The organism is Halorubrum distributum JCM 13561, assembly GCF_000337395.1.
GTDB lineage: Archaea > Halobacteriota > Halobacteria > Halobacteriales > Haloferacaceae > Halorubrum > Halorubrum distributum.
On record NZ_AOJF01000030.1, the window covers coordinates 20795 to 42064 of the forward strand.

Consider the following 21270-nt stretch of genomic DNA (forward strand, 5'->3'; position numbering starts at 1 on the left):
CAAGCCCCCGGGCCGCTCAGTTCAGACAGGCCGCCACGACCCGCAGCGCGGCCTCGCCGCGCACCTCGTTCGCGAGCAGCGGGACCCGCTTCACCTCGCGGCCGCGGAACAGGTCGGTCGCCTCCCGGAGCGCGTTCTGTTGGACCTCCCAGCGTCGCGCGCAGAACTCGCAGGTGTCGGGATTCGGTTCGACCACCCAGTCGGGGTCGATCCCGGCCGCTCCGTCGCCGGTCACGTCGCCGACGCCCTCCATCACGCGGTTGACGACGAGCGTGTCCACCGGAATGCCGAACTCGTCGAGGCGCGCGACGAGCCGCTCGGACTCGACGACGCTCATCTCCTCGGGGATCATCACGACCCGGAAGTCGGTCTTGTCGGGGTCCCGGAGCACGGCCCGCAGGCGCTCGATGCGCTCGCGGAGCTCCTCGAGGTCGGCCGAGGGGTCGGGCTCGTCGTCGCCGCCGCCGAACATGCCCTTGATCCCGTCCATCATCCCGGAGAAGCGCTGGCGGAGCTTCATCACGCGGCCGAGCATCGAGTCCATGATCTCCGGCAGCTGGAGCAGCCGGAGGGTGTGGCCGGTCGGGGCGGTGTCGACGACGACGCGGTCGAACCGCGGGTCGTCGAGGTACTCCAGCAGCTGGCGCATCGCCGCCGCCTCGTCGGCGCCGGGCATCGTGCCGCCGAGGAGGCCGCCGAGCCCCTCTCCGTCCTCGCCCGCCATCCCGTCGCCGGCGCCGCCCGGGCCGCCGCCCATCCCGCCCATCGCGTCGCCCATCTCGCCGAGCCCGCCGAGCGGGTCGCCGTCCGCCCCGAACATCCCCTCGTCGACCGCGGCGTCGGGGTCGATCTCGGCGGCGTACAGGGGCACGTCCTCGCGGATGCGCGCCGGCTCGGCGGGGATCTCCGCCTCGTAGGTGTCCGACAGCGAGTGCGCGGGGTCGGTGGAGACGACGAGCGTGCGGACGCCGCCCGCGGCCGAGGCGAGCCCCGTCGCGGCCGCCATCGTCGTCTTCCCGACGCCGCCCTTCCCGCCGTACAGCACGTAGTCGGGCGCGTCGACGCCCGCCGGGAGATCGGCGAGGTCGTCGTCGACAGTGAGGGATTCGTCGCCGTCGGCCGGCTCAACGGAACCTTCGTCCTCGGGCTCGTCGACCCGGTCGACGGGTTCGACGTCGATGTCGTCCATATCGACCCCTCGTTCCGGCGGGCTTGTGTACCCGTCGGTCCGGATAAGGTGTCGGCTTTGTACCCCCTGCGAGGACGTTCGAACTCTCCGCCACCCGTTTATAAATCGCTGATTGCGGAGTGGCGGTGACTGCCGCCAGAGCCCAGCCGATCAGTCATAAAAAGGAGCTGGCAGATCGACGGAGAACACCACCAAATCCCCAGCCGCTCACTTATAAAAAGAAACCGGCAGATCGACGGTGAATGCCTCCAAAGCCCCAGTCGGGAGGGCGGCGCAGACGACGCAAGCACCGCAGGGAGCGAACGAAGTGAGCGACCGAGGAGCGCAGCGAGTGTGCGCCGCCCTCCCGACTGCCCCTTTGAATCCCGCCCCGCACAGCGACCGCACCACCTCACGCCTCCCCAGCCTCGTCGCCGGCGGCGGAGCCACCGGCTGCCAGAGGCGCGTCGCGCCTCGCTGCCGCTCACGCCCTTCGGGCGTTCGCGGCGTCCCTCGCGCGTGCTCCTCGCGGCCGCCGGAGGCGGCCACTCGTAGGCACGCGCCACCGCACAGCCGGTTATTTATAAATGGTTATCCGGTCGCGCCGTCGCGCTCGACGGCCATCCCGAGGTCGGTCATCGCGTCGAAGGAGTGGGGGACGGAGACGTCGACGTGTCCGGTGCCGCCATCGGCGTCAGCTCAGCCGCTTCATCGAGATCAGCGCCGTCGGGATCATGATCGGGATCGTGAGGATGGCGCCGGTGATCACGACGAACGGTGCGACCCCGGCGATCGGATACGCGAGCAGGTCGACGGTCAACAGGTTGACCGCGCTCACCGTTACCGTGTACGCGATCACGGTGAGCGCCACGATCGTCGAGAACACGATACCGACGACGAGCGCCGCGTTCGGTCCCCCTTTCTCCCCGTTCGGCGACGGCTCGTCGCTCATCTGCTATCTGCCACCATGTAGTCTTGTGTAAATTGCGAACTTCTATAACTATTGCCTTCCGGGCCCGTCAGTCGCGCTCGACGTCCATCCCGAGGTCGGCCATCGCGTCGAAGAAGCCGGGGAACGAGACGTCGACGTGTTCGGCGCCGCGGACGGTGGTCGTCCCTTCGGCGGCGAGCGCGGCGACGGACAGCGCCATCACGATCCGGTGGTCGTGACGGCCGTCGACGGTCGCGCCCGCGAGGTCGCTCTCCGAGCCGTGGACCGTGAGGACGTCGGGTTCCTCCGTGGTCTCCGCGCCGAGCTCCCCCAGCTCCTCCGCCATCGCGGAGACGCGGTCGGTCTCCTTGTAGCGGACGTGCTCGCAGTTCTCGATCCGGGTGTCCCCGTCCGCGACCGCGCCGAGCGCGGCGATCGTGGGGAGCAGGTCGGGCGTGTCGCCCACGTCGACGGTCACGCCGGAGAGGGCGGCACGCTCGACCGCGATCTCGCCGGCCTCTCGGTCCCAGTCGACGGCCGCACCCATCTCCTCGACGACCTCGACGATGGCGGCGTCGCCCTGCGCGCTCGGCCGCGCGCCCTCGATCCGGACCGTCTCACCGGGCGCGGCCGCGACCGCCCCCGCGCCGAGCAGGTACGAGATGGAGGAGAAGTCCCCCGGCACGGCGTAGCTGCCGCCCGCGGGCTCGTACGACTGTCCGCCCGGCACCGAGAACCCCGCGGCGCCGGTGGCGCCGTCGAGCGGCTCGCCAGCCGCGTCGACCGGGGTCGCCTCGACGCCGAAGTCGGCGAGCAGTTCGAGCGTGATGTCGACGTACGGCGCCGACTTGAGCTCGGTGGTGAGATCGACTTCGATCCCCTCGTCGGTGACCGCGCCCGCCATCAGCAGCGCGGTGACGTACTGCGAGGAGACGTCGCCGGGGATCGCGACCTCGCCGCCTTCGAGCGGGCCGGTGACGACGAGCGGCGCCTGCCCGTTCGCCCGGGTCGACTCCGCGCGGACGCCGAGGTCGCCGAGCGCGTCGAGGAGCGGCCCCTGCGGCCGCGATCGGAGGGAGCCGTCCCCGGTGAGGACGGTCGTGCCGTCGGCGAGCGCGGCCGCAGCGGTGACGAGCCGCATCGTCGTCCCCGAGTTCGCGCAGTCGATCACGTCGTCCGGAACGGCGGGGCGGCCGCCGAACCCCTCGACAGCGAGCGCGTCGGCGCCGGCGAGGTGGGATTCGGTCTCGGCTGCGCCGCCGGTCGACGCGTCGTCGCCCGCGGGCGCGACCGACCCGCCGAACGCGGTCACGGCGCGGGCGGTCGCCCGCGTGTCGGCGGAGATCAGCGGCGACTCGACGGTCGCGCCGTCGCTGTAGCCGGCCGCGAGCAGCGCGCGGTGGGTGTAGCTCTTCGACGGCGGCGCGCGGGCGGTCCCCCGGAGCTCTGAGCGCGTGACGTGGACGTCCATACCCTACCCTGCCGGCCGCGGCGACAAGTCGGTACCGACCGCGGCACGATTGCGGTCGGAGTGTGACCACCGCGCGTCGGCTCGCGCCGCGGGGCCGGAACCCGACCGCTTCGTCGCGGCGCCGCGGCACACCCTTTATACCACCGGGAGCGTTAGCGTCGCGTATGCCCCAGTGTGAGATGTGCGGCGCCGAGGAGGCCTCGCTGACGACGACGAAGGTCGAAGGCGCCGAGCTGGAGCTCTGTAGCTCGTGTACGGACTTCGGCACCGAGGTCCGCGACGAGTCGACGAGCTCCGGCGGCGGCAAGTACTCCACCAGCTCCAGCACCGGGAAGTCGTCCTCGTCGTCCGGCTCGTCCGGCTCGTCGAGCGGGTCCGGGAGCGCCGGCGGTTCGACCCGCCCCCGCGACATGTTCGACGACATGGACGAGATCGCCACCGACTACGACGAGCGGATCCGCGAGGCGCGGGAGTCGCGCGGGCTGAGCCAGGAGGAGCTGGCCGACCAGCTCAACGAGAAGGCGAGCCTCATCCGCAAGCTGGAGCGCGGCGACACGCTCCCGACCGACGAGGTCCAGCGCAAGCTCGAGCGCGAGCTCGACATCTCGCTGGTCGAGGGCCAGTCGTCCGACGACGCCGACTGGGAGACCAACGACGCGGGCACGATGACGCTCGGCGACGTCGTCAAGCGGAAGGACTAACCGGTCCGCTCGCCGCGACCGACCCCGCCTCGTTTCTGTCGCTCACCGCTCTCTCAGACGCGTCGCCGGTCGCCCCTCGACGGTCGTGACGAGCGTGGCGGCCGACAGCCGCGCGGTCGGCTCCGAGAGCCACGGCTAAACCCCGGTGGTCGGGCCATCACACCGTCTCCCCGCCCTCGTCCGTCTGCTGCGACCCGCCGTACCGCTCGGTGAGGTAGTCGATGATGTAGTCGACCGTCTCCGGGTCGTAGCTCCAGAAGCCGTAGAACTCGCCGGGCGAGCGCTCCTCGGCGAGCAGCGCGCACTTCGCGTCCTCGTAGCCGCCTCCGTCGTACGCGACGAACCACGTCTCGCGGATCTCGGCGGTCTCGCCGACGTGAACGGTGTAGTGTTCGACGTCGGGCGCCTCGCCCTCGTCGGCCGCGTACGCGTGGACGTCGAGCCGCTCCTTCTCGCCGAGCAGGTCGTAGGTGTCCGCCTCCCCGGTGAGCACGTCGAGCGTCTGGAACCCCGCGTGGAGCGCCCCGTCGCCGACCCGCCAGGCGCGGTCTTCGATCTCCCGCGACGCGGCGACCATGTCCTCGCGGGAGTAGGAGGTGAACATCGTCTCGTCGAGGTGGTCCAACACCGGCCGGCCGACGCGCTCCTCGGATGCGCCCGCGCCTTCCGGAGCGTCGCCCCCGTCGCCCGTGCCAGTCGTCCCGTCGCCTCCGGAGCCCGACAGCAGGTCGTCGACGGTCACGGCCGTGACGAACTCGCCGTCTCGCGCCAGCACGGCGAACCCCTCCGGCCCGGAGGCGGTCTGGTCGTCGACGATCCGGACGTTGCGGTCGGCGAAGTGTTCCCGGAGCTCGTCGGTCACCGCCGGGTCGGCGTTGAACACGGTCAGCGTGGCCTCGTGCGCCTCCACGCCCGCGATGAGCTCGATGAGGGACATCCCTTGCCCGGACCCACAGCATCGGGGTATAAGGTCGTTTCTGCTCTCGGGGGCGCGTCCCTCGGCGCCGAGGGTGCGTCCGGGGAACCGAGGCGCGCGCCGCGAAGCACGAACCTATTTGCGCCGCGCCCCCCGAGTGGGCGTATGTTCATCCTGGTGAACCTCAAGGCGTACCCGTGCGACCCGATCGAGGTAGCGACCGCGGCCCGCGACGTCGCCGAGGCGTCCGGCGCGCGGATCGCCGTCTCGCCGCAGGCGGCCGACGTCGCCCGCGTCGCGGACACCGGCGTCGAGACGTGGGGCCAGCACGTCTCGCCGAACGCACACGGCTCGCACACGGGGTCGACGCTCGCCGAGGCCGTCGCCGACAACGGCGCGGAAGGCACGCTGATAAACCACTCGGAGAACCGGCTGAAGCTCGCCGACGTCGACGGCTCGGTCCGCGCCGCCGAGCGCGCCGACCTGGAGACGATCGTCTGCGCGAACAACCCCGCGCAGGTCGGCGCCGCCGCCGCGCTCGGGCCGGACGCGGTCGCCGTCGAGCCGCCGGAGCTCATCGGCGGCGACGTCTCCGTCGCCACCGCTGATCCGGGGATCGTCGAGGACGCGGTCGCGGCCGCCGAGGCCGTCGACCCCGCGGTCGACGTGTTCTGCGGCGCCGGCGTCTCGACCGGCGAGGACGTGTCGACCGCCGGCGAACTCGGCGCCGCCGGCGTCCTGCTGGCCTCCGGCGTCGCGAAGGCCGACGACCCCGAGGCCGTGCTCGAAGACCTCGTGAGCGGGATCTGAACCGGCGGACCGGGGCATCTGCGCCACGACTTCGACGTACGTTCCGCGTCCCCGCTGGCGAACTCTCTCGCGAGCGAACCCAGACGGCCGCTGCGTTTGCGGATCTGTATAAAGACACCGATGTGAGCGACTCACACGATCGAGAAATCGCACGACGACAGCGGCTTCGTTTGTTCCGCGGCAGGGCGGCATCTAGTAACCTTTAACCGAAACAAGCCGCTACATATGAGCAAGATGGCGAGCAACAAGATTCTCGGTATCGACCTCGGTACCACCAACTCCGCGTTCGCGGTGATGGAGGGCGACGAGCCCGAGATCATCGCCAACGCGGAGGGCGACCGAACGACCCCCTCGGTCGTCGCGTTCGCCGACGACGGCGAGCGCCTCGTCGGGAAGCCGGCGAAGAACCAGGCCGTCCAGAACCCCGACCGCACGATCCAGTCGATCAAGCGGCACATGGGCGAGGACGGCTACACCGTCGAGATCGGCGACGAGGAGTACACGCCCGAGCAGGTCTCGGCGATGATCCTCCAGAAGATCAAGCGCGACGCCGAGGAGTACCTCGGCGACGACGTCGAGAAGGCGGTCATCACCGTCCCCGCCTACTTCAACGACAAGCAGCGGCAGGCGACCAAAGACGCCGGCGAGATCGCCGGCTTCGAGGTCGAGCGCATCGTCAACGAGCCGACCGCGGCCTCCATGGCGTACGGCCTCGACGACGAGTCCGACCAGACCGTCCTCGTGTACGACCTCGGGGGCGGCACGTTCGACGTGAGCGTCCTCGACCTGGGCGGCGGCGTCTACGAAGTCGTCGCCACGAACGGGGACAACGACCTCGGCGGCGACGACTGGGACGAGGCGCTCATCGACCACCTCGCAGACGAGTTCCAGAACGACCACGGGATCGACCTCCGCGACGACCGGCAGGCGCTCCAGCGGCTGAAGGACGCCGCCGAGGAGGCGAAGATCGAGCTGTCGAACAAGAAGGAGACCACGGTCAACCTCCCCTTCATCACCGCGACCGACAGCGGTCCGGTCCACCTCGAACAGTCCGTCACCCGCGCGACGTTCGAGAACCTCACGTCCGACCTCATCGACCGCACCGTCGAGCCGACCGAGCAGGCGCTCTCGGACGCCGACTACTCGAAGTCGGACATCGACGAGGTCATCCTCGTCGGCGGCTCTACCCGGATGCCGCAGGTCCAAGAGCAGGTCGAGGAGCTCGTCGGCCAGGAGCCGAAGAAGAACGTCAACCCGGACGAGGCGGTCGCGCTCGGCGCGGCGGTCCAGGGCGGCGTGCTCTCCGGCGACGTCGACGACATCGTCCTCCTCGACGTCACTCCCCTCTCGCTCGGGATCGAGGTGAAGGGCGGCCTCTTCGAGCGGCTCATCGAGAAGAACACCACCATTCCGACCGAGGAGTCGAAGGTGTTCACCACGGCCGCGGACAACCAGACCTCCGTCAACGTCCGCGTCTTCCAGGGCGAACGCGAGATCGCCGAGGAGAACGAGCTGCTCGGCGCGTTCCAGCTCTCCGGCATCCCGCCGGCGCCCGCCGGAACCCCCCAGATCGAGGTCTCGTTCAACATCGACGAGAACGGCATCGTCAACGTCGAGGCCGAGGACCAGGGCTCCGGTAACGCCGAGTCGATCACCATCGAGGGGGGCGTCGGCCTCTCCGACGACGAGATCGAGGAGATGCAAGAGGAGGCCGAGAAGCACAAGGAAGAGGACGAGGCCCGCCGCGAGCGGATCGAAGCCCGCAACGAGGCCGAGACGACGATCCAGCGCGCCGAGACCCTCCTCGAGGAGAACGAGGAGGAGCTCGACGACGACGAGCTCGTCGCCGACATCGAGGCGGCCATCGAGGACGTCGAGGAAGTCCTCGAGGACGAGGACGCCGACACCGACGAGATCGAGTCCGCCACCGAGGCGCTCACCANGGCGCTCACCGAGGAGCTCCAGGAGATCGGCAAGCAGATGTACGAGGGCCAGGCCGCGCAGGCCGGGCCGGGCGGCGCGGGCGGCGCCGGTCCCGGCGGCATGGGCGGCATGGGCGGCGCCGGCGGTCCGGGCGGCGCGGCGGGCCCCGGCGCCGGTCCCGGCGCCGACGCGGACGACGAGGAGTACGTCGACGCCGACTTCGAGGACGTGGACGACGACGAGGAGTAATCCCCGCCGAGCCGACTTTCAACGCCTGGACCCCGCCGCTTAAATCGACCCGTCGATCAACACCACTCAACGAACGCAACGCATGAGCGAAGATTTCTACGACGTCCTCGGCGTGTCGCGGGACGCCAGCGAGGAGGAGATAAAGAAGGCGTACCGCAAGCAGGCCGCAGAACACCACCCCGACGTCAGCGACGACGAGAACGCCGAGGAGCGGTTCAAGAAGATCCAGAAGGCCAAGGAGGTGCTCACCGACGAGCAGAAGCGCCAGCAGTACGACCAGATGGGCCACGACCGCTTCACCGAGGCCGACAAGCGCGGCGCGACGGGTGGCGGCGGCGGCCCCGGCGGCGCCGGCGGTCCCTTCGGGGGCGCGGGCGGTGCTGGGGGCGCCGGCGGGTTCGAGGACATCTTCAACCAGTTCTTCGGCGGTGGCGGCGGTCGCGGCCGCGGCGGTGGCGGCGGCGGCAACCGACCGCGACAGGGCCGCGACCTCAAGACGGGGCTGACGATCGACCTCGAGGAGGCGTTCGAGGGCGCGACCAAGGAGGTCACGCTCACGCGACCGACGACCTGCGCCACCTGCGACGGGGCGGGCCACCCCCCGGACGCGGACGTGGAGACGTGCCCGCAGTGTAACGGCCGCGGACAGGTCCAGCAGGTCCAGCAGACGCCGCTTGGGCGGGTCCAGCAGACGTCGACGTGTCCGCGCTGCGAGGGCGAGGGCGAACTGTACAGCGAGGACTGCGCCGACTGCGGCGGCGACGGCGTCGTCCGCGAGGAGGCGACGCTCTCCGTCGAGATCCCGGCCGGGATCCGCTCCGGACAGAGCCTCCGGATGGAGCGCGAGGGCGCGCCCGGCGAGAACGGCGGGCCGAAGGGCGACCTGCTGATCGAGGTCGACGTCGACATCGGCGACCGGTTCGAGCGCGACGGCGACGACCTCCGCGTCAACGAGGCCGTCTCCTTCCCGCAGGCCGTCTTCGGCGACACGATCGAGGTCGAAACGGTCGACGGCAGCGTCGAGATGGACGTTCCCGCCGGCACCCAGAGCGGCGAGACGTTCCGTCTTCAGGGGAAGGGGATGCCCCGGCTCCGTCGCCGCGGCCGCGGCGACCTCTACGTCCAGGTCGCCGTCGTCGTCCCCGAGTCGCTCAACGACGAACAGCGCGAGGCGCTGGAGGCGTTCGCCGAGGCGGGCGGCGAGGACATCGACGTCGGCGGCGGGTTCTTCGAGAAGCTGAAGAGCTCGTTCTGAGCTTCCGCTGCCCGTAGCTTTTCCGCCCTCCGGCACCATCACCGACGCATGGGCTACGACACGACGGCCTACGACGACGTCGAACCGCGCGCGCCCGGGATGTACTTCCTCCGTGACGCGCTCGACTGCGAGCACCTCGGCGTGACCGTCGTCGAGGCCGACGACGGCTGGGAGGGGATGGAACACGACCACGCCGACGGCGACCACGAGGAGGTGTACGTCCTCCTCCACGGCGAGGCGACGCTCACCGTCGACGGGGACGCCGTCGACCTGGACCCCGGCGACGCGGTCCGCGTCGACCCCGGGTCCACCCGCGACCTCGCCTTCTCCGCGGACGGCTCGAAGATGGTCATCGCCGGCGCGCCCTGACGCCGGCTCGATGACCGTCATCGCCGGCGCGCCCTGACGCCGGCCGCGACTCGGATTGGTTCGGCCGGAGACGCTTCTCGCCGACGCCGCAGCGTTAAGGCTCGCCCGCCCCCAGGACCGGATATGGAACTCGTCGGGGACCTGCTCGCGCGCGACCGCCGCACCCGCGACACGGCGCTCGTCACGGCGGACGGCCGGGAGCGGAGCCACCACGACCTGATCACGAACGGCTACAAGGCGGCGAACGTGCTCCGGTACCTCGGCGTCCGCGCGGGCGCGACCGTCGCCGTCGACCCGACGCCGGGCTTTCACACGACGCTCGCGTTCCTCGGCGCCGCCGCCGTCGGCGCGCCGGTCCGCTTCGACCCGGCCGCGGGGATCGAGGCCGGCGACCGCGTCGTGCTCGCGCCGGTCGCGACCGCTGCCGACCTCGATCCGGCGCCCGGCACGAACCTCGCCGCGTTCGGCGGATCGCCCGAGCGTCCCGAGACCACGCACTGGGAGCAGGAACTGTGGAGCGAGAATCCGGGGACGCCGCCGAGCGACGTCGAACCGGATGACGCCGCTATCGTCGGGCCAGAGCGCGAGTTCAGCCACCGCGAACTGTGTTCGCTCGCCGCGGCCGCGGTCGAGGCGAGCGGGATAGACGCGGAGACGCGCGTCGTCCTCCGTCGCCCGTTCTCCGATTCGCCGGCGGTCGCGGCCGGGCTCGTCGCTCCGCTCTCCGTCGGCGGAACCGCGGTGCTCGCGGCGCCGACCGGAGACGGTGAGGAGTCGGACGGCGAGCCGCGCGGCGACGTGGCGGTGGCTCCGGCGGACGCAGACGTTCCGGAGCCGCGACGGATCGATCCGGCGTCGATCGCGTCGACGGCCGAGTGACCCGTTCCGGCCCGGGTCGCCGCAGGATCAGTCGTCCGCGGGGTTCGGCTCCGCGGCGGCCCGCCCCTCGTGCCGGAGACAGGCGGACTCGTGATCGGCCGCGTGGACCGTCGTCTCGGGCTCGGTCTGGGCGCACGGCGTCGTGATCTCGTCCGAGAGGAACTCTCCCGCCATTTCGGCGTTGTCATCCAGTAGAAGGTTCATCGCCTCCGAGAGCGTCTCCTCGAGATCGGGGTCGCCGACCGTCTCGCTGATGTCGAACTCCCGGCGGATCTCCGCTCGGACCTCCGAGTCGGTCGGGTCGCTTCCGCCGGCAGCGACGTTCTCACGGACCTGATCGATGTCGATCTCGCCGGTGATGACCTTCTCACGGAAGTTCAACAGCCCCCGCCAGTCGTCCTGATCGATGTCGACGCCGTCGGGTTGAATCACCTTGTGACACCGCGTGTGGAACCGGCAGCCGCTCGGCGGGTTCGTCGGGCTCGGGACGGTCCCCTTCAGCTCGATGCCCCCGATGTCCGCGCGCGGGTCCGGCGTCGGGATCGAGGACAGCAGCGCCTCGGTGTAGGGGTGTTGCGGGTTGGTGAAGATCTCCTCGACCGGCCCGATCTCGACGATCTCGCCGAGGTACATCACGGCCACGCGGTCACAGATCTGGCGGATGACGGACATGTCGTGGCTGATGAACAGCAGCGACAGCCCGAACTCCTCCTGAAGGTCGTCGATCAGCGAGAGGATCTCCGCCTGGATGGAGACGTCGAGCGCGCTCACCGGCTCGTCGGCGATGATGAGGTCCGGGTTCAACACGAGCGCTCGGGCGAGCGCGATCCGCTGTTTCTGCCCGCCGGAGAACTCGTGCGGGTAGCGGTCGAAGTCGCTCGCCGAGAGCCCGACGCGTTCGAGCAGGTCCTCGACGATCGCGCGGCGCCGGTGGCGGTCGCTCATCCCGTGAACCTTGAGGAGTTCGCCGACCGCGCTCCCGACCGACATCCGCGGATCGAAGCTCGAGGACGGGTCTTGGAAGATCATCTGGGCGCCACGCCGGAACTGCATCAGCTCGTCGTCGTCGAACTCCGTCACGTCGTTGGGGTGAGTTCCGTCTGGGTTCCGGCTCGCGCTTCCGCGTCCGTTCCCGTTGAAGACGACCTCTCCGGACGTCGGCTCCTCTAAGCGGATGACCGAACTCGCCGCGGTCGACTTCCCGCACCCCGACTCGCCGACGAGTCCCAGCGTCTCGCCCTCCTCGATGTCGAAGCTGATCCCGTCGACGGCGCGCGCGGCGCCGACCTGTCGGTTGAACAGCCCCTTTCGGATCGGGTAGTGTTTCTTCAGATCGCGGACCGACAGCAGCGGCTCAGTCATCGGCCGGACCCACCTCGCTGTCGCCGTCCGTCGCACCGGTGTCTCCGGCGATTCCGAACTCCTCTCCGCCGATCACCGAGGGATCGCCGCCCGGGCCGTAGTGGACGCAGGAGACCCACTGCCCGGGTTCGATCTCGACTTCCTCCGGCTGCTCGCCGGTCCGGCACGCCTCCTCGGCGTACTCGCAGCGCGGCGCGAACCGACAGCCGTCCGGGGGGTCGTGCGGGTCCGGAAGCGTCCCCGGGATCCCGCCGCCCGTGCCGCCGAACTCCGGCAGGCACTCCAGCAGCTGCTGGGTGTACGGGTGCGTCGGATTGTCGAAGATATCGAGCACGTTGCCGCGTTCCATGACCTTCCCGGCGTACATCACCACGATCCGGTCGGCGATCTGTGCGACGACGCCGAGGTCGTGCGTGACGAACAGGATCCCCATTCCGAACTCGTCCTGTAAGTCGTCGAGCAGTTCCAGGATCTGCGCCTGGACCGTGACGTCGAGCGCGGTCGTCGGCTCGTCGGCGATGAGCAGGTCGGGGTCGCCGACGAGCGCCATCGCGATCATGATGCGCTGCTTCTGTCCGCCGGAGAACTCGTGCGGATAGTCGTCGAACCGCGAGCTCGCGTTCGCGATCCCGACGCGGTCCATAAGGTCGACCGCCTTCGTGCGCGCCTCCTCGTCGGAGACGTCCTGATGGATCTGAAGCGCCTCGGTGATCTGCCACCCGACGGTGTAGCAGTGGTTCATCGCCTCCTGCGGGTTCTGGAAGATGTGTGCGATCCCGTTACCCCGGATCTCCCGGAGCTCCGAGCCGGGAATCGACAGCAGGTCGCGTCCCTTGTACCGGACGGTTCCCTCGATCTTTCCCGGCGGCGTGTTGATGATCTTGGTGATCGACTCCGTCGCGACCGTCTTCCCGGAGCCGGACTCCCCGACGATACAGACGGTCTCGCCGGTGTCGACGCTGAAGTCGACCCCGTCGACCGCGGTGAGCGTTCCGTCTTCGGTGCTGAACGTCGTCGTGAGGTTTTCGACCTCGAGTAGTGGCTGACCGTCGGACATTATTCGCTCTCCGCCTCCGCTTCGGGGTTCAGCGCGTCCAACAGCGCGTCACCGAGGAAGTTGAACGCGAGGATGGTCAAGAACAGCACGATACCGGGCGCCAACACGATCCACGGGGCGTACGAGAGGTCACTCCGGCCGGCGGAGATGAGCTGGCCCCACGAGGGGACCGTGGAGTCACCGACGCCGAGGAACGCGAGCTGCGCTTCGAACAGCAGGAAGCCGGGGATAAGCAGCGTGAGTTGGGTGATGATGCTGCTCGCCACGTTCGGAACCACGTGGCCGCGGATCACCTGATACGTGCTCGCGCCGCTGATGCGGCTCGCCTTGATGAACTCCTCTTCGGAGATCGACAGCGACTTGCTGCGAACGTATCTGGCGGTTCCGCCCCACGCGAACAGCGAGAACACGACGATGAACATCCCCAAGCCCCCGCCGTAGATGTACAGGATGAGCAGGAACATCAGGAACGTCGGGAACGAGAGGATGATGTCGACGAACCGCATCATGATCTCGTCGACCCAGCCCCCGGAGTACGCGCTCAGGGTGCCGAACGTGATACCGATCGTCGCGACGATGGTCGTCGTGATGAAGGCGATCTGCATGCTGATCGTCATCCCGTAGACGATCATCGTGAACACGTCCCTACCGGCGTTCGTCGTCCCGAGCGGATACTCCCAGGTGCCGTGGCAGCGACCGTTCATCACTTCTCCGACGCAGGTCGCGGGCGTCGACTCGACGACGGAGGTGAACACCGGCGGCTGGTAGGCGACGAGCAGCTCCTGTTGCGGTGCGCTCATCACGAGCGGCCCGATGATCCCTCCCACGAACACGATCCCGAGCCAGACCATGCTCACGACCGCCGGCCGGTTGCGCTTGAACTCCTTCCAGTAATATCGCGTCATCCGCGGGTTCTGGTACAGCGGCAAGACGAGGTACCAGAACGCCAAAAACAGCGTGAAGATGAAGAAGAAGTCGACTGCCTCGAACGTCCGGTCGAGCCCGATGAACTCGAAGGTCGGCGTTCGGTCGCCGATGAACTGCGTGTCGTACACGGCGAGCAGCGCGAGCGGGAGCGTCGTCAGCAGCATCCCGATAGAGTTGATCGACAGATCGAACCGTCCCGACCGCGAGAGGTCACTCCAGTCGACTTGATCGAATCGTTCCGAGCCTTCAGTTGCCATTGTTTTCTGTTGAGTTACCTGTCATCGTAGCTGATACGCGGGTCGAGCACGGTGAACACGAGGTCCTCGATGAGATTCCCCACGACGGCGACGAACGTGAAGAACAGCGTCGTGCCCAACACGAGGTTCGTGTCCTGTGAGAGCAGCGCCTCGAACGTGAGCCGGCCGAGTCCGGGTATCCCGAACACGACCTCGACGAGCAGCGACGACCCGAGGAACAGCGCGAGGAGCTGTCCGACGAGCGTCGCTGTCTCTTATACACATCTCTGATGGCNNNTCAGAGATGTGTATAAGAGACAGTGACTGCGCCGATCGATCCGGTCACCAGCACGAACACCGGAATCGCCAGCTGGATCGCGTTCTCGACGCTGAATACCGCGACGTCCGTGTTGTACACGATCGGGATAACCTCCAGCCACACCCCGAAGATCAAAAGCAGGATGATCCCGAAGAAGAAGTTCGGGATGGCGTAACCGAAGAAGGCGAACCCGGTCGCCGCGTGGTCCCGCCAGCTGTACATGTTCGCTGCCGAGTACACGCCGACGAGCGGGCCGAGGATGACCGTGAGGATCGTCCACGGAATCGAGTACTGCGCGGTGTAGTACAGCGCGTTCCCGACCGCCTCGATGACCGGCTGGCTCCGGCTGCTCGACCAGCCCCAGTCGAGGGTGTACACGCCTCGGACGAAGTCGAAGTATCTGACGTAGAGCGGTTCGTCGAGCCCGCGGAGCTCTCTCGCTCGCTCTACGGCCTCCGCCGGGTCGCCCCCTTGGAGAGCCGCCTGCGTGGCGGCCCGCTGTACGTCCGGGTTCGGCGCGGCCGACAGCAGGAGAAACGTGATCGTAGTGATGATGAGCGATACAACTCCTGCCCAGAGAACGCGAGCGGTAACGTACCTTCCAAATCCCATGTTGATATCGTGGAGAACGTGTGGTGAGGGCGGGTCGGCCTATTCCCCGTATCTCCACGCCGGGAGGTTCCAGCCGTTGGAGAAGTTCTCGATGGGACCTTCGAGCCCCTCACGGTACCCGACCGTGCTGTCGGGGAACGTGAGCATGATGTACGGCTGCTCCTCTGCGAGGTTGGCGAACAGTTCGATGAGCGCGTCCGCCAGCTCCTCCTGGGAAGTCGCCTGCCGCGCGTTCTGGAACAGCTGTTCCGCGTCGAAGCCCGGGTAGTAACCGACCGGGTTGTACAGCGGGTTCGCGCCCTCGAAGAAGACGCTGTTGGCGAGCGGATTCCGCGGATACGTGTTCAGGCCGAACACGACCTCCATGTCCCACGACTCGTTGGACGTAACGTTGCGCGGGCCGGGGTTGGTCGCGGCGGGCTGGGTCCACTCCACCTCCTCGCCGTTCACCGTGTCGACGAGCTCCTCCGGCACGTTGGTGACCTCTCCCTCCTCGTTCGTCTCCGGAGTGGGGAAGTCGGTCTGGGTCCAGTACTCGTTGTTGAACCGGGTACCGTCGATCGCCTCGACGGACACGTCGATACCGAGGTTCTCACCGAGCTCCTGTGCGATGAAGTCGGCCATCAGCTGCTCGGTGTTCTGCCCGGCGCTGTGGTAGAGACTGAGCTGGACCTGGTTCCCGTCGGGACCGACCATCGTCTCCCCGTCGAACCGGTAGTCGTACTCGGACATCTCGAACGCGTCCTCGGCCAAGCCGCGAGCGACCTCGCTGCCGTAACTGTCTCCGACGCCGAACTGCGGGATGTCCTCCTCCGGCGGGTAGAAGTTGCTGAACCGCGGCTGCCACGTGAAGTGCGTCTCGGCGAAGTCGCGGAACACGCCCTGGATCAGCCCCTCCTTGTCGATTGCGGAGGCCATCGCCTGCCGGAACGGCACGTGCCGGAACATGTTCCCCGGCCCGGTCGTCCACCCGTTGTCCCGCATGTTGACCGAGATCTTCTCGTTGTACGGCTGCGGGATCTGGTTGACGTATATCTCGTCGTTGTTCTGATACGCTTCGACCTGGTTCGGCGGGATCGCCGCCGTGTCGACCTCTCCGGTTTCCAGCGCACCGAGCCGCGAGGCCTGCTCGCCGATCACGCGGATTTCGGCCTCCTCGAAGTACGGCGCCTCGTCGAACACGTCCGGAAGATCGTCCGCGTCCTGGAGGTAGTAGTCGTCGTTCCGGCTGTACCGAGTCCCGCCGTCCCGCTGCCACTCGTCGAGGACGTACGGACCGAGGTTCCCCGAGAACTGGAGCTCGAGCAGCTCCTCGTCCTGTCGGAGCCCCTCTGTGTCCTCCTCTTCGACGTACGGTTCGAGGAGGCCCTGGGGGATCGGGTACAGCTGCGGGTCGTAGCTCTCGGGCCAGAGGAGCTGCGGCGTGTTCAGCGTGGCCTGGAACTCGTACTCACCGGTCTCTTCGACCGTGACACCGTCCCAACTCGCCGACGCGACCGAACTCGCCCAGCTGCTCTGGTGGACCTCTTGGATGAGGTAGACGAAGTCGCTCGCGGTCACCTCGCCGTACGGGTCGCTGAACTCGAGCCCCTCGCGCACCTCGAACGTCCACACCTCGCCGTCCTCGGTGGACATGTCGTAGAGGAGCGGAACGTACTCGTTCTCCTCGTCGAACGTGTAACCCAGGTCGAGGGCGCGGGCGATCGCGTTCCCGGCGCCGTTCTCGTCGTTGTATATCGGGTTGAGCGTCGAAAAGGAGGACGCTGCGGCCGTCGCGTATATCTCCTCTTGACTGAGTTCGTCCGAGCCGGACCCGCCGTCCGAGCTGTTTCCGTCGGAGCCGTCCGACCCGTCGCCGCCGTCGCCGCCGTTTCCGGAACAGCCGGCGAGCGTTACTGCGCCGGCGAGGCCGAGCGCGGAGAGCCATTGTCGCCGGTCGAGGTGCCGGGGATCATCACGATCTTCAATGTTTCGCCGTGGCATACCATGTAGTACGAGTGGATGTATAAAAAACTTCAGACTTCGGAACAGTTGTCGGGGACGATCATCTCACATCCGTTTTGATAATCGGCTGATTCGAAGGGAAAACCGGACCACCACCGCATATTTCATCGTGTATCGGAGAGTTTGACGCGAGCGGAGGAGCGAGATTTAACTCGATTGATTGCTCTCGCCTCGCGCACGGGTAGCCGACGCTTACCGGATGGTTTCCGGAGACAACGGTGCGGTGCCGGCCGTTCCCGACCCGTCGCGGGAGCGTTCCTCAGTCGCCGCGACCGTCCCGGCCGGCGGCGTCGTCGGTGAGTTCGGAGCCGGAAGCCGACCGCGGACGGTTCGCCTCGGTGCTCCCGTCGGCCTCGACCGCCGGACCGTCGCCGTCGGCGACCGACGGCCCCTCGGCTGCTTCACCGCCGATCGCCCGCTCGTACCGCGCGATCTGTTCGCGATGGAGGGAGTGTATCATGTCCGCGAGGACCCCGAACACGAGCAGCTGGATCCCGAGGATCGTCGCGCCGACCGCGCCGACGGCGACGACCTCGTGGCTGATGCCGAACGCGAGGTACCGGTACAGCACGAACGCTCCCATCGCGAGCCCCGCGACGGTCGACGCCACGCCGACGCTCCCGAAGTAGAACAGCGGGTTGTTCGTCTTCGCCTTGCGGTACAGCTCTAGGAAGATCACGCCGCCGTCCCGGATCGGATGGAGGTTCGTCGCGGAGCCGCCGGGACGTTCCCGATACGTGATCGGGACCACGGCGACCGAGACGCGGTTCTTCACGCACTCGACGGCCATCTCCGTCTCGATCCCGAACCCGTCCGCGGTGAGGTGGAGCCGCAGGAACGACTCGCGGGAGAACGCGCGGTACCCCGAGAGGATGTCGCGGTAGCCCTCGCGGTGGATCGCCCGGAACGCGAGGTTGATCAGCCGGTTACCGATCCGGTTGAGCCGGGTCATCGCGCCCGGGCGCATGTCCGCGAACCGGTTCCCGATGACGTGGTCGGCCTCGCCGTCGAAGAGGGGATCGAGCATCGCCGCGGCGTCGTCGGCGTCGTAGGTGGCGTCGGCGTCCGCCATCAGCACGTACGGAGCCTCGACGTGGTCCCGGACGGCTTCCCTGACCGCCTGTCCCTTGCCGCGGCCCGACTGCTCGACGACGCGCGCGCCGGCCTCGCGAGCGATCGACCGCGTCTCGTCGGTCGAGCCGCCGTCGATCACCAGGACCTCCTCGAAGCCGGCGTCGCGGAAGTCCGTGACGACGCGTGCGACCGTCTCGGCCTCGTTCATCGTCGGCAACAGGACGCAGACGTCGTCGTGCTCGCTCATCAGGCGAGCGATCACGGGGGAGTCGGTAAACTCTGTCCCTCCCGGTCGCCGGCCGACGCTGCGGCCACCCACACGCTCATGTATGTGAGCATTGATCGTGGTCGTATGTCCCACCCACCGGACGAACACGCCGACGAACTACTGAGCGCGGCCCGCACGGCGACGGGCGACGAGCTGCGGAGCCTCACGTACTTCACGAAGGAGGACGTCGAGCAGCTGTACCTCCGCAGCGACCTGAGCCGGACCGCCGACCTGGTCGGGTTCGCCGAGAACGAGCGGCAGGGATTCCACGCGCAGTCGATGTACGCGGACACCCAGCTCGGCGACTACCGGTTCACGGTCCGCGTGTTCGAGAACGGGTACCTCACGCGGGTGATCGCTAACAACCACGGCGTCTGGGTGACTACCGACTCGATGGAGATGGACCGCTTCGAGGAGCTGGCGAGCGCGCTCGCGTCGATCCTGCGGTCGTTCGACCCAACCTGAATCCGTGCCGGCCTCGCGACGCCGCTACCCGAGGTGGCTCTCGAACTCGCCGACCAGCTCGTCGGCGTCCACGGGCTTGGTCACGTAGCCGTCGGCGCCCGCCTTCACCGCCTCCATCATCTTCTCCTGCTGGTCGACGCTCGTACACATCACGATCACCGCGTCGGGCCAGCGGTCCTTGATCTCGGCGGTCGCCTCGATCCCGGTCATCTCCGGCATCACGACGTCCATCGACACCGCGTCCGGCTCGTACGCCTCGAAGAGTTCCACCGCCTCTGCGCCGTTTTCCGCCTCGTCGACGACCTCGAATCGGTCCGCCAGCGCGTCCCGGACGACCGTCCGCTGGAAGGAGGAGTCGTCGACGACGAGTACCCGCTCGGTCATACCCGTTCTCTCCGCCTGACCGACATAAGCGCGCGGATCGGTCGGCACGGACCGCCCGGCACGGACGGCACCGATCGCCCGGCACGGACGGCACCGATCGCCCGGCACGGACGGATACCTCGATACGCGGGTCGGCGTGGAGGACAACTCGGTGTCTGTGTGTGGCCCCCCTCCGACAGCTATCCCTTGTATATTCGATGAAGCATATAATGAACATGGGAATAACGTTAAGGTGTATCCCGCGATACGGTCGCGTATGGAAACGCGGAAGGTCCAGCGGTTGGGGCCGTCGACGCTGGCGATGACCCTCCCGGCCGAGTGGGCACAGGAACACGGCGTGAACAAAGGCGACGAGGTGTCACTGCGGATGGGCGGCAAGGGGACGCTCACGGTGCTCCCCGAGTCGGTGAGCACCGAGGAGTCGGAGGCGGTGATCAACGCCGACGGGCTCGACGCGCGCTCGCTCGAACGCGCTATCGTCGCGCAGTACGTGCTGGGGCGGCGCGTGATCCACGTCCGCAGCGAGGGGACGCTCGACAGCGAGCACATCAACGCGGTGTACAAGGCCGAGACCCAGCTGATGGGGCTCGGCGTCATCGAGGAGACCCCGGAGGACATCTCGATCCGCTGTTCGGTCGACCCCGAGGACTTCACCCTCGACAACCTGCTCGAACGGCTGGAGAACACGGGCTCGACGATGCGCGGCGAGGGCGTGAAGGCGCTCGCGCACGGCAACCCGGACCTCGCGCAGCGCGCGCTCAACCGCGAGCGGCAGGCGAACAAGATCTTCGTCCTCCTGCTCCGGCTCATCTTCACCGCCTACCAGAACCCGAACCTCGCGCGCGCCGTCGGCCTCGAAGAGGGGTTCCCCCTGATCGGCTACCGCTCCGTCGCGAAGAACCTCGAACTCACCGCCGACAACGCGGAGGACATCGCCGAGATCGTGATGGAGGCCGAGGGCCACACCCTCGACGTCGACAGCGCGACGATGCGGCAGATCCGCGAGTTCACCGACCAGGTGGACGAGCTGACCGCGCTCGCGGTACGCGCCGTCGTCGAGCGCGACTACGACCTCACCGTCGAGTGCCGCGACCTGTTCTCCCGCTTGGAGGACCGCGAACAGGAGATCCTCGCCGAGCTGCCGGACGACCTGGACAACGAGACACTGCTGATGACCCGCGAAGTGCTCGTCAGCCTCCAGCACACCGCGGAGTACGCCATGCGGAACGCGGAGATCGCGGCGAACCTCGCGCTCAACGAGGCGTCGGACCACGTCGAGATAATCTGACCGCGACGCGTCGCCCGCGCCCCGGTCGTCGCGGGCGTTCCTCCCCGGCCCGTGTCGCGCGGTTCGCATGAACTAAGTGGTCCCCCGCGAAGCGGTTCGTATGAGCGAGGGTTCCATCGAATCGGACAAGGAGGTCGGCGTCGCGCTCGCGCTCGGTGCCATCGCGGTCGTCGGCGCCGTGGTGATGCTAGCGTACCCGGGGCAGCTCGGGAAGGCGTGGGGATTCGCGGGCGCGTTCGTCTTCGCGACGCTCGCCGTCGGCGCGGTTCAGCTGTTCGACTGAGCGACCGATCCGCGGCGCGGACCGGGCGACCGGTCCGAACGACGAGAAACCGTTAAGAACGTCAGACGCGTACAGCTAATAATGAGCGAGTACACCGAGGAGGAACAGCGGATCCTCGCGTACCTCACGGACAGCGTCACCCGTGGCGAGCGGTACGTTCGCTCGAAGACGATCGCCGACGCGATCGGACTCACCGCGAAGCAGGTGGGCTCGCGGCTCCCCCGACTCGCCGAGAAGTCGGACGACGTCGACATCGAGAAGTGGGGCCGCGCCAAGTCGACCACCTGGCGCGTGACGCCGGACGGCTGAGACGGTAGGG

General features: G+C 68.3%; 20 protein-coding genes and 1 pseudogene. 10 read left to right on the forward strand and 11 right to left on the reverse strand.

Going from position 1 to position 21270, the window contains the following annotated elements:
• Positions 1-16 precede the first annotated feature (16 nt).
• From C470_RS04920 to aroA, 3 genes are all read right to left on the reverse strand, one after another.
• On the reverse strand, positions 17-1189 hold the full coding sequence (locus C470_RS04920; protein ID WP_008365685.1) for an ArsA family ATPase: 1173 nt from the start codon (positions 1187-1189) through the stop codon (positions 17-19).
• Positions 1190-1862: 673 nt separating this feature from the next.
• Positions 1863-2120, reverse strand: a complete 258-nt coding sequence (locus C470_RS04925) for a hypothetical protein (RefSeq protein WP_004598384.1) — start codon at positions 2118-2120, stop codon at positions 1863-1865.
• Positions 2121-2187: 67 nt separating this feature from the next.
• Entirely contained in the window at positions 2188-3570 is a 1383-nt protein-coding gene (gene aroA, locus C470_RS04930; RefSeq protein WP_008365687.1) for a 3-phosphoshikimate 1-carboxyvinyltransferase, read from the reverse strand.
• 164 nt (positions 3571-3734) lie between these two features.
• Here aroA and C470_RS04935 point away from each other — a divergent pair, with 164 nt between their 5' ends.
• On the forward strand, positions 3735-4271 hold the full coding sequence (locus tag C470_RS04935; RefSeq protein ID WP_008365690.1) for a multiprotein bridging factor aMBF1: 537 nt from the start codon (positions 3735-3737) through the stop codon (positions 4269-4271).
• Between the two features lie 157 nt (positions 4272-4428).
• On the opposite strand, the gene C470_RS04940 is transcribed toward C470_RS04935, so the two are convergent.
• Positions 4429-5208 (reverse strand): DICT sensory domain-containing protein, encoded by a 780-nt coding sequence (locus tag C470_RS04940; RefSeq protein WP_004598387.1) that lies wholly within the window; start codon positions 5206-5208, stop codon positions 4429-4431.
• 144 nt (positions 5209-5352) lie between these two features.
• Between C470_RS04940 and tpiA the strand changes: the two genes are divergently transcribed.
• The 5 genes from tpiA to C470_RS04965 all read left to right on the forward strand — a co-directional run bounded on the left by tpiA (position 5353) and on the right by C470_RS04965 (position 10672).
• Positions 5353-5997, forward strand: a complete 645-nt coding sequence (gene tpiA, locus C470_RS04945; protein WP_004598388.1) for a triose-phosphate isomerase — start codon at positions 5353-5355, stop codon at positions 5995-5997.
• Positions 5998-6222: 225 nt separating this feature from the next.
• A complete protein-coding gene (gene dnaK, locus C470_RS04950) occupies positions 6223-8169 on the forward strand; it encodes a molecular chaperone DnaK (RefSeq protein ID WP_008365693.1) in 1947 nt (648 codons plus the stop codon).
• An 82-nt stretch (positions 8170-8251) separates the two neighbouring features.
• Entirely contained in the window at positions 8252-9424 is a 1173-nt protein-coding gene (gene dnaJ / locus C470_RS04955) for a molecular chaperone DnaJ (protein WP_008365696.1), read from the forward strand.
• A gap of 48 nt (positions 9425-9472) precedes the next feature.
• Entirely contained in the window at positions 9473-9793 is a 321-nt protein-coding gene (locus C470_RS04960; RefSeq protein WP_007346146.1) for a cupin domain-containing protein, read from the forward strand.
• Between the two features lie 123 nt (positions 9794-9916).
• A complete protein-coding gene (locus C470_RS04965; RefSeq protein ID WP_007346145.1) occupies positions 9917-10672 on the forward strand; it encodes a hypothetical protein in 756 nt (251 codons plus the stop codon).
• 27 nt (positions 10673-10699) lie between these two features.
• Here C470_RS04965 and C470_RS04970 read toward each other — a convergent pair whose 3' ends face one another.
• The 6 genes and pseudogenes from C470_RS04970 to aglJ all read right to left on the reverse strand — a co-directional run bounded on the left by C470_RS04970 (position 10700) and on the right by aglJ (position 18510).
• Positions 10700-12034: an ABC transporter ATP-binding protein gene (locus C470_RS04970; protein WP_008365698.1), complete on the reverse strand. Its 1335-nt coding sequence runs from the start codon at positions 12032-12034 to the stop codon at positions 10700-10702.
• The gene (locus C470_RS04975; protein ID WP_004598394.1) at positions 12027-13091 is read right to left on the reverse strand and encodes an ABC transporter ATP-binding protein; all 1065 of its coding nucleotides are present in this window, start codon (positions 13089-13091) and stop codon (positions 12027-12029) included. The genes C470_RS04970 and C470_RS04975 overlap by 8 nt, the downstream gene beginning before the upstream one ends.
• Entirely contained in the window at positions 13091-14275 is a 1185-nt protein-coding gene (locus C470_RS04980) for an ABC transporter permease (protein ID WP_004598395.1), read from the reverse strand. Before C470_RS04980 ends, C470_RS04975 begins: the two co-directional genes overlap by 1 nt.
• 14 nt (positions 14276-14289) lie before the next feature.
• Positions 14290-15185, reverse strand: a pseudogene (locus tag C470_RS16290) (ABC transporter permease).
• A gap of 39 nt (positions 15186-15224) precedes the next feature.
• Positions 15225-17168, reverse strand: a complete 1944-nt coding sequence (locus tag C470_RS04990) for an ABC transporter substrate-binding protein (protein ID WP_004598396.1) — start codon at positions 17166-17168, stop codon at positions 15225-15227.
• A 280-nt stretch (positions 17169-17448) separates the two neighbouring features.
• Positions 17449-18510: an S-layer glycoprotein N-glycosyltransferase AglJ gene (gene aglJ / locus C470_RS04995; RefSeq protein ID WP_008365701.1), complete on the reverse strand. Its 1062-nt coding sequence runs from the start codon at positions 18508-18510 to the stop codon at positions 17449-17451.
• 105 nt (positions 18511-18615) lie between these two features.
• Here aglJ and C470_RS05000 point away from each other — a divergent pair, with 105 nt between their 5' ends.
• Complete coding sequence (locus C470_RS05000) at positions 18616-18996, forward strand: DUF7522 family protein (protein ID WP_004598398.1); 381 nt, start codon at positions 18616-18618, stop codon at positions 18994-18996.
• Positions 18997-19020: 24 nt separating this feature from the next.
• Here C470_RS05000 and C470_RS05005 read toward each other — a convergent pair whose 3' ends face one another.
• Complete coding sequence (locus C470_RS05005; RefSeq protein WP_004598399.1) at positions 19021-19380, reverse strand: response regulator; 360 nt, start codon at positions 19378-19380, stop codon at positions 19021-19023.
• 256 nt (positions 19381-19636) lie between these two features.
• Here C470_RS05005 and C470_RS05010 point away from each other — a divergent pair, with 256 nt between their 5' ends.
• The 3 genes from C470_RS05010 to C470_RS05020 all read left to right on the forward strand — a co-directional run bounded on the left by C470_RS05010 (position 19637) and on the right by C470_RS05020 (position 21260).
• Complete coding sequence (locus tag C470_RS05010; RefSeq protein ID WP_004598400.1) at positions 19637-20668, forward strand: phosphate signaling complex PhoU family protein; 1032 nt, start codon at positions 19637-19639, stop codon at positions 20666-20668.
• Positions 20669-20768: 100 nt separating this feature from the next.
• Positions 20769-20951 (forward strand): DUF7525 family protein, encoded by a 183-nt coding sequence (locus tag C470_RS05015; RefSeq protein WP_004598401.1) that lies wholly within the window; start codon positions 20769-20771, stop codon positions 20949-20951.
• Positions 20952-21032: 81 nt separating this feature from the next.
• A complete protein-coding gene (locus tag C470_RS05020; protein WP_004598402.1) occupies positions 21033-21260 on the forward strand; it encodes a DUF7123 family protein in 228 nt (75 codons plus the stop codon).
• The last annotated feature ends 10 nt before the right edge of the window (positions 21261-21270 follow it).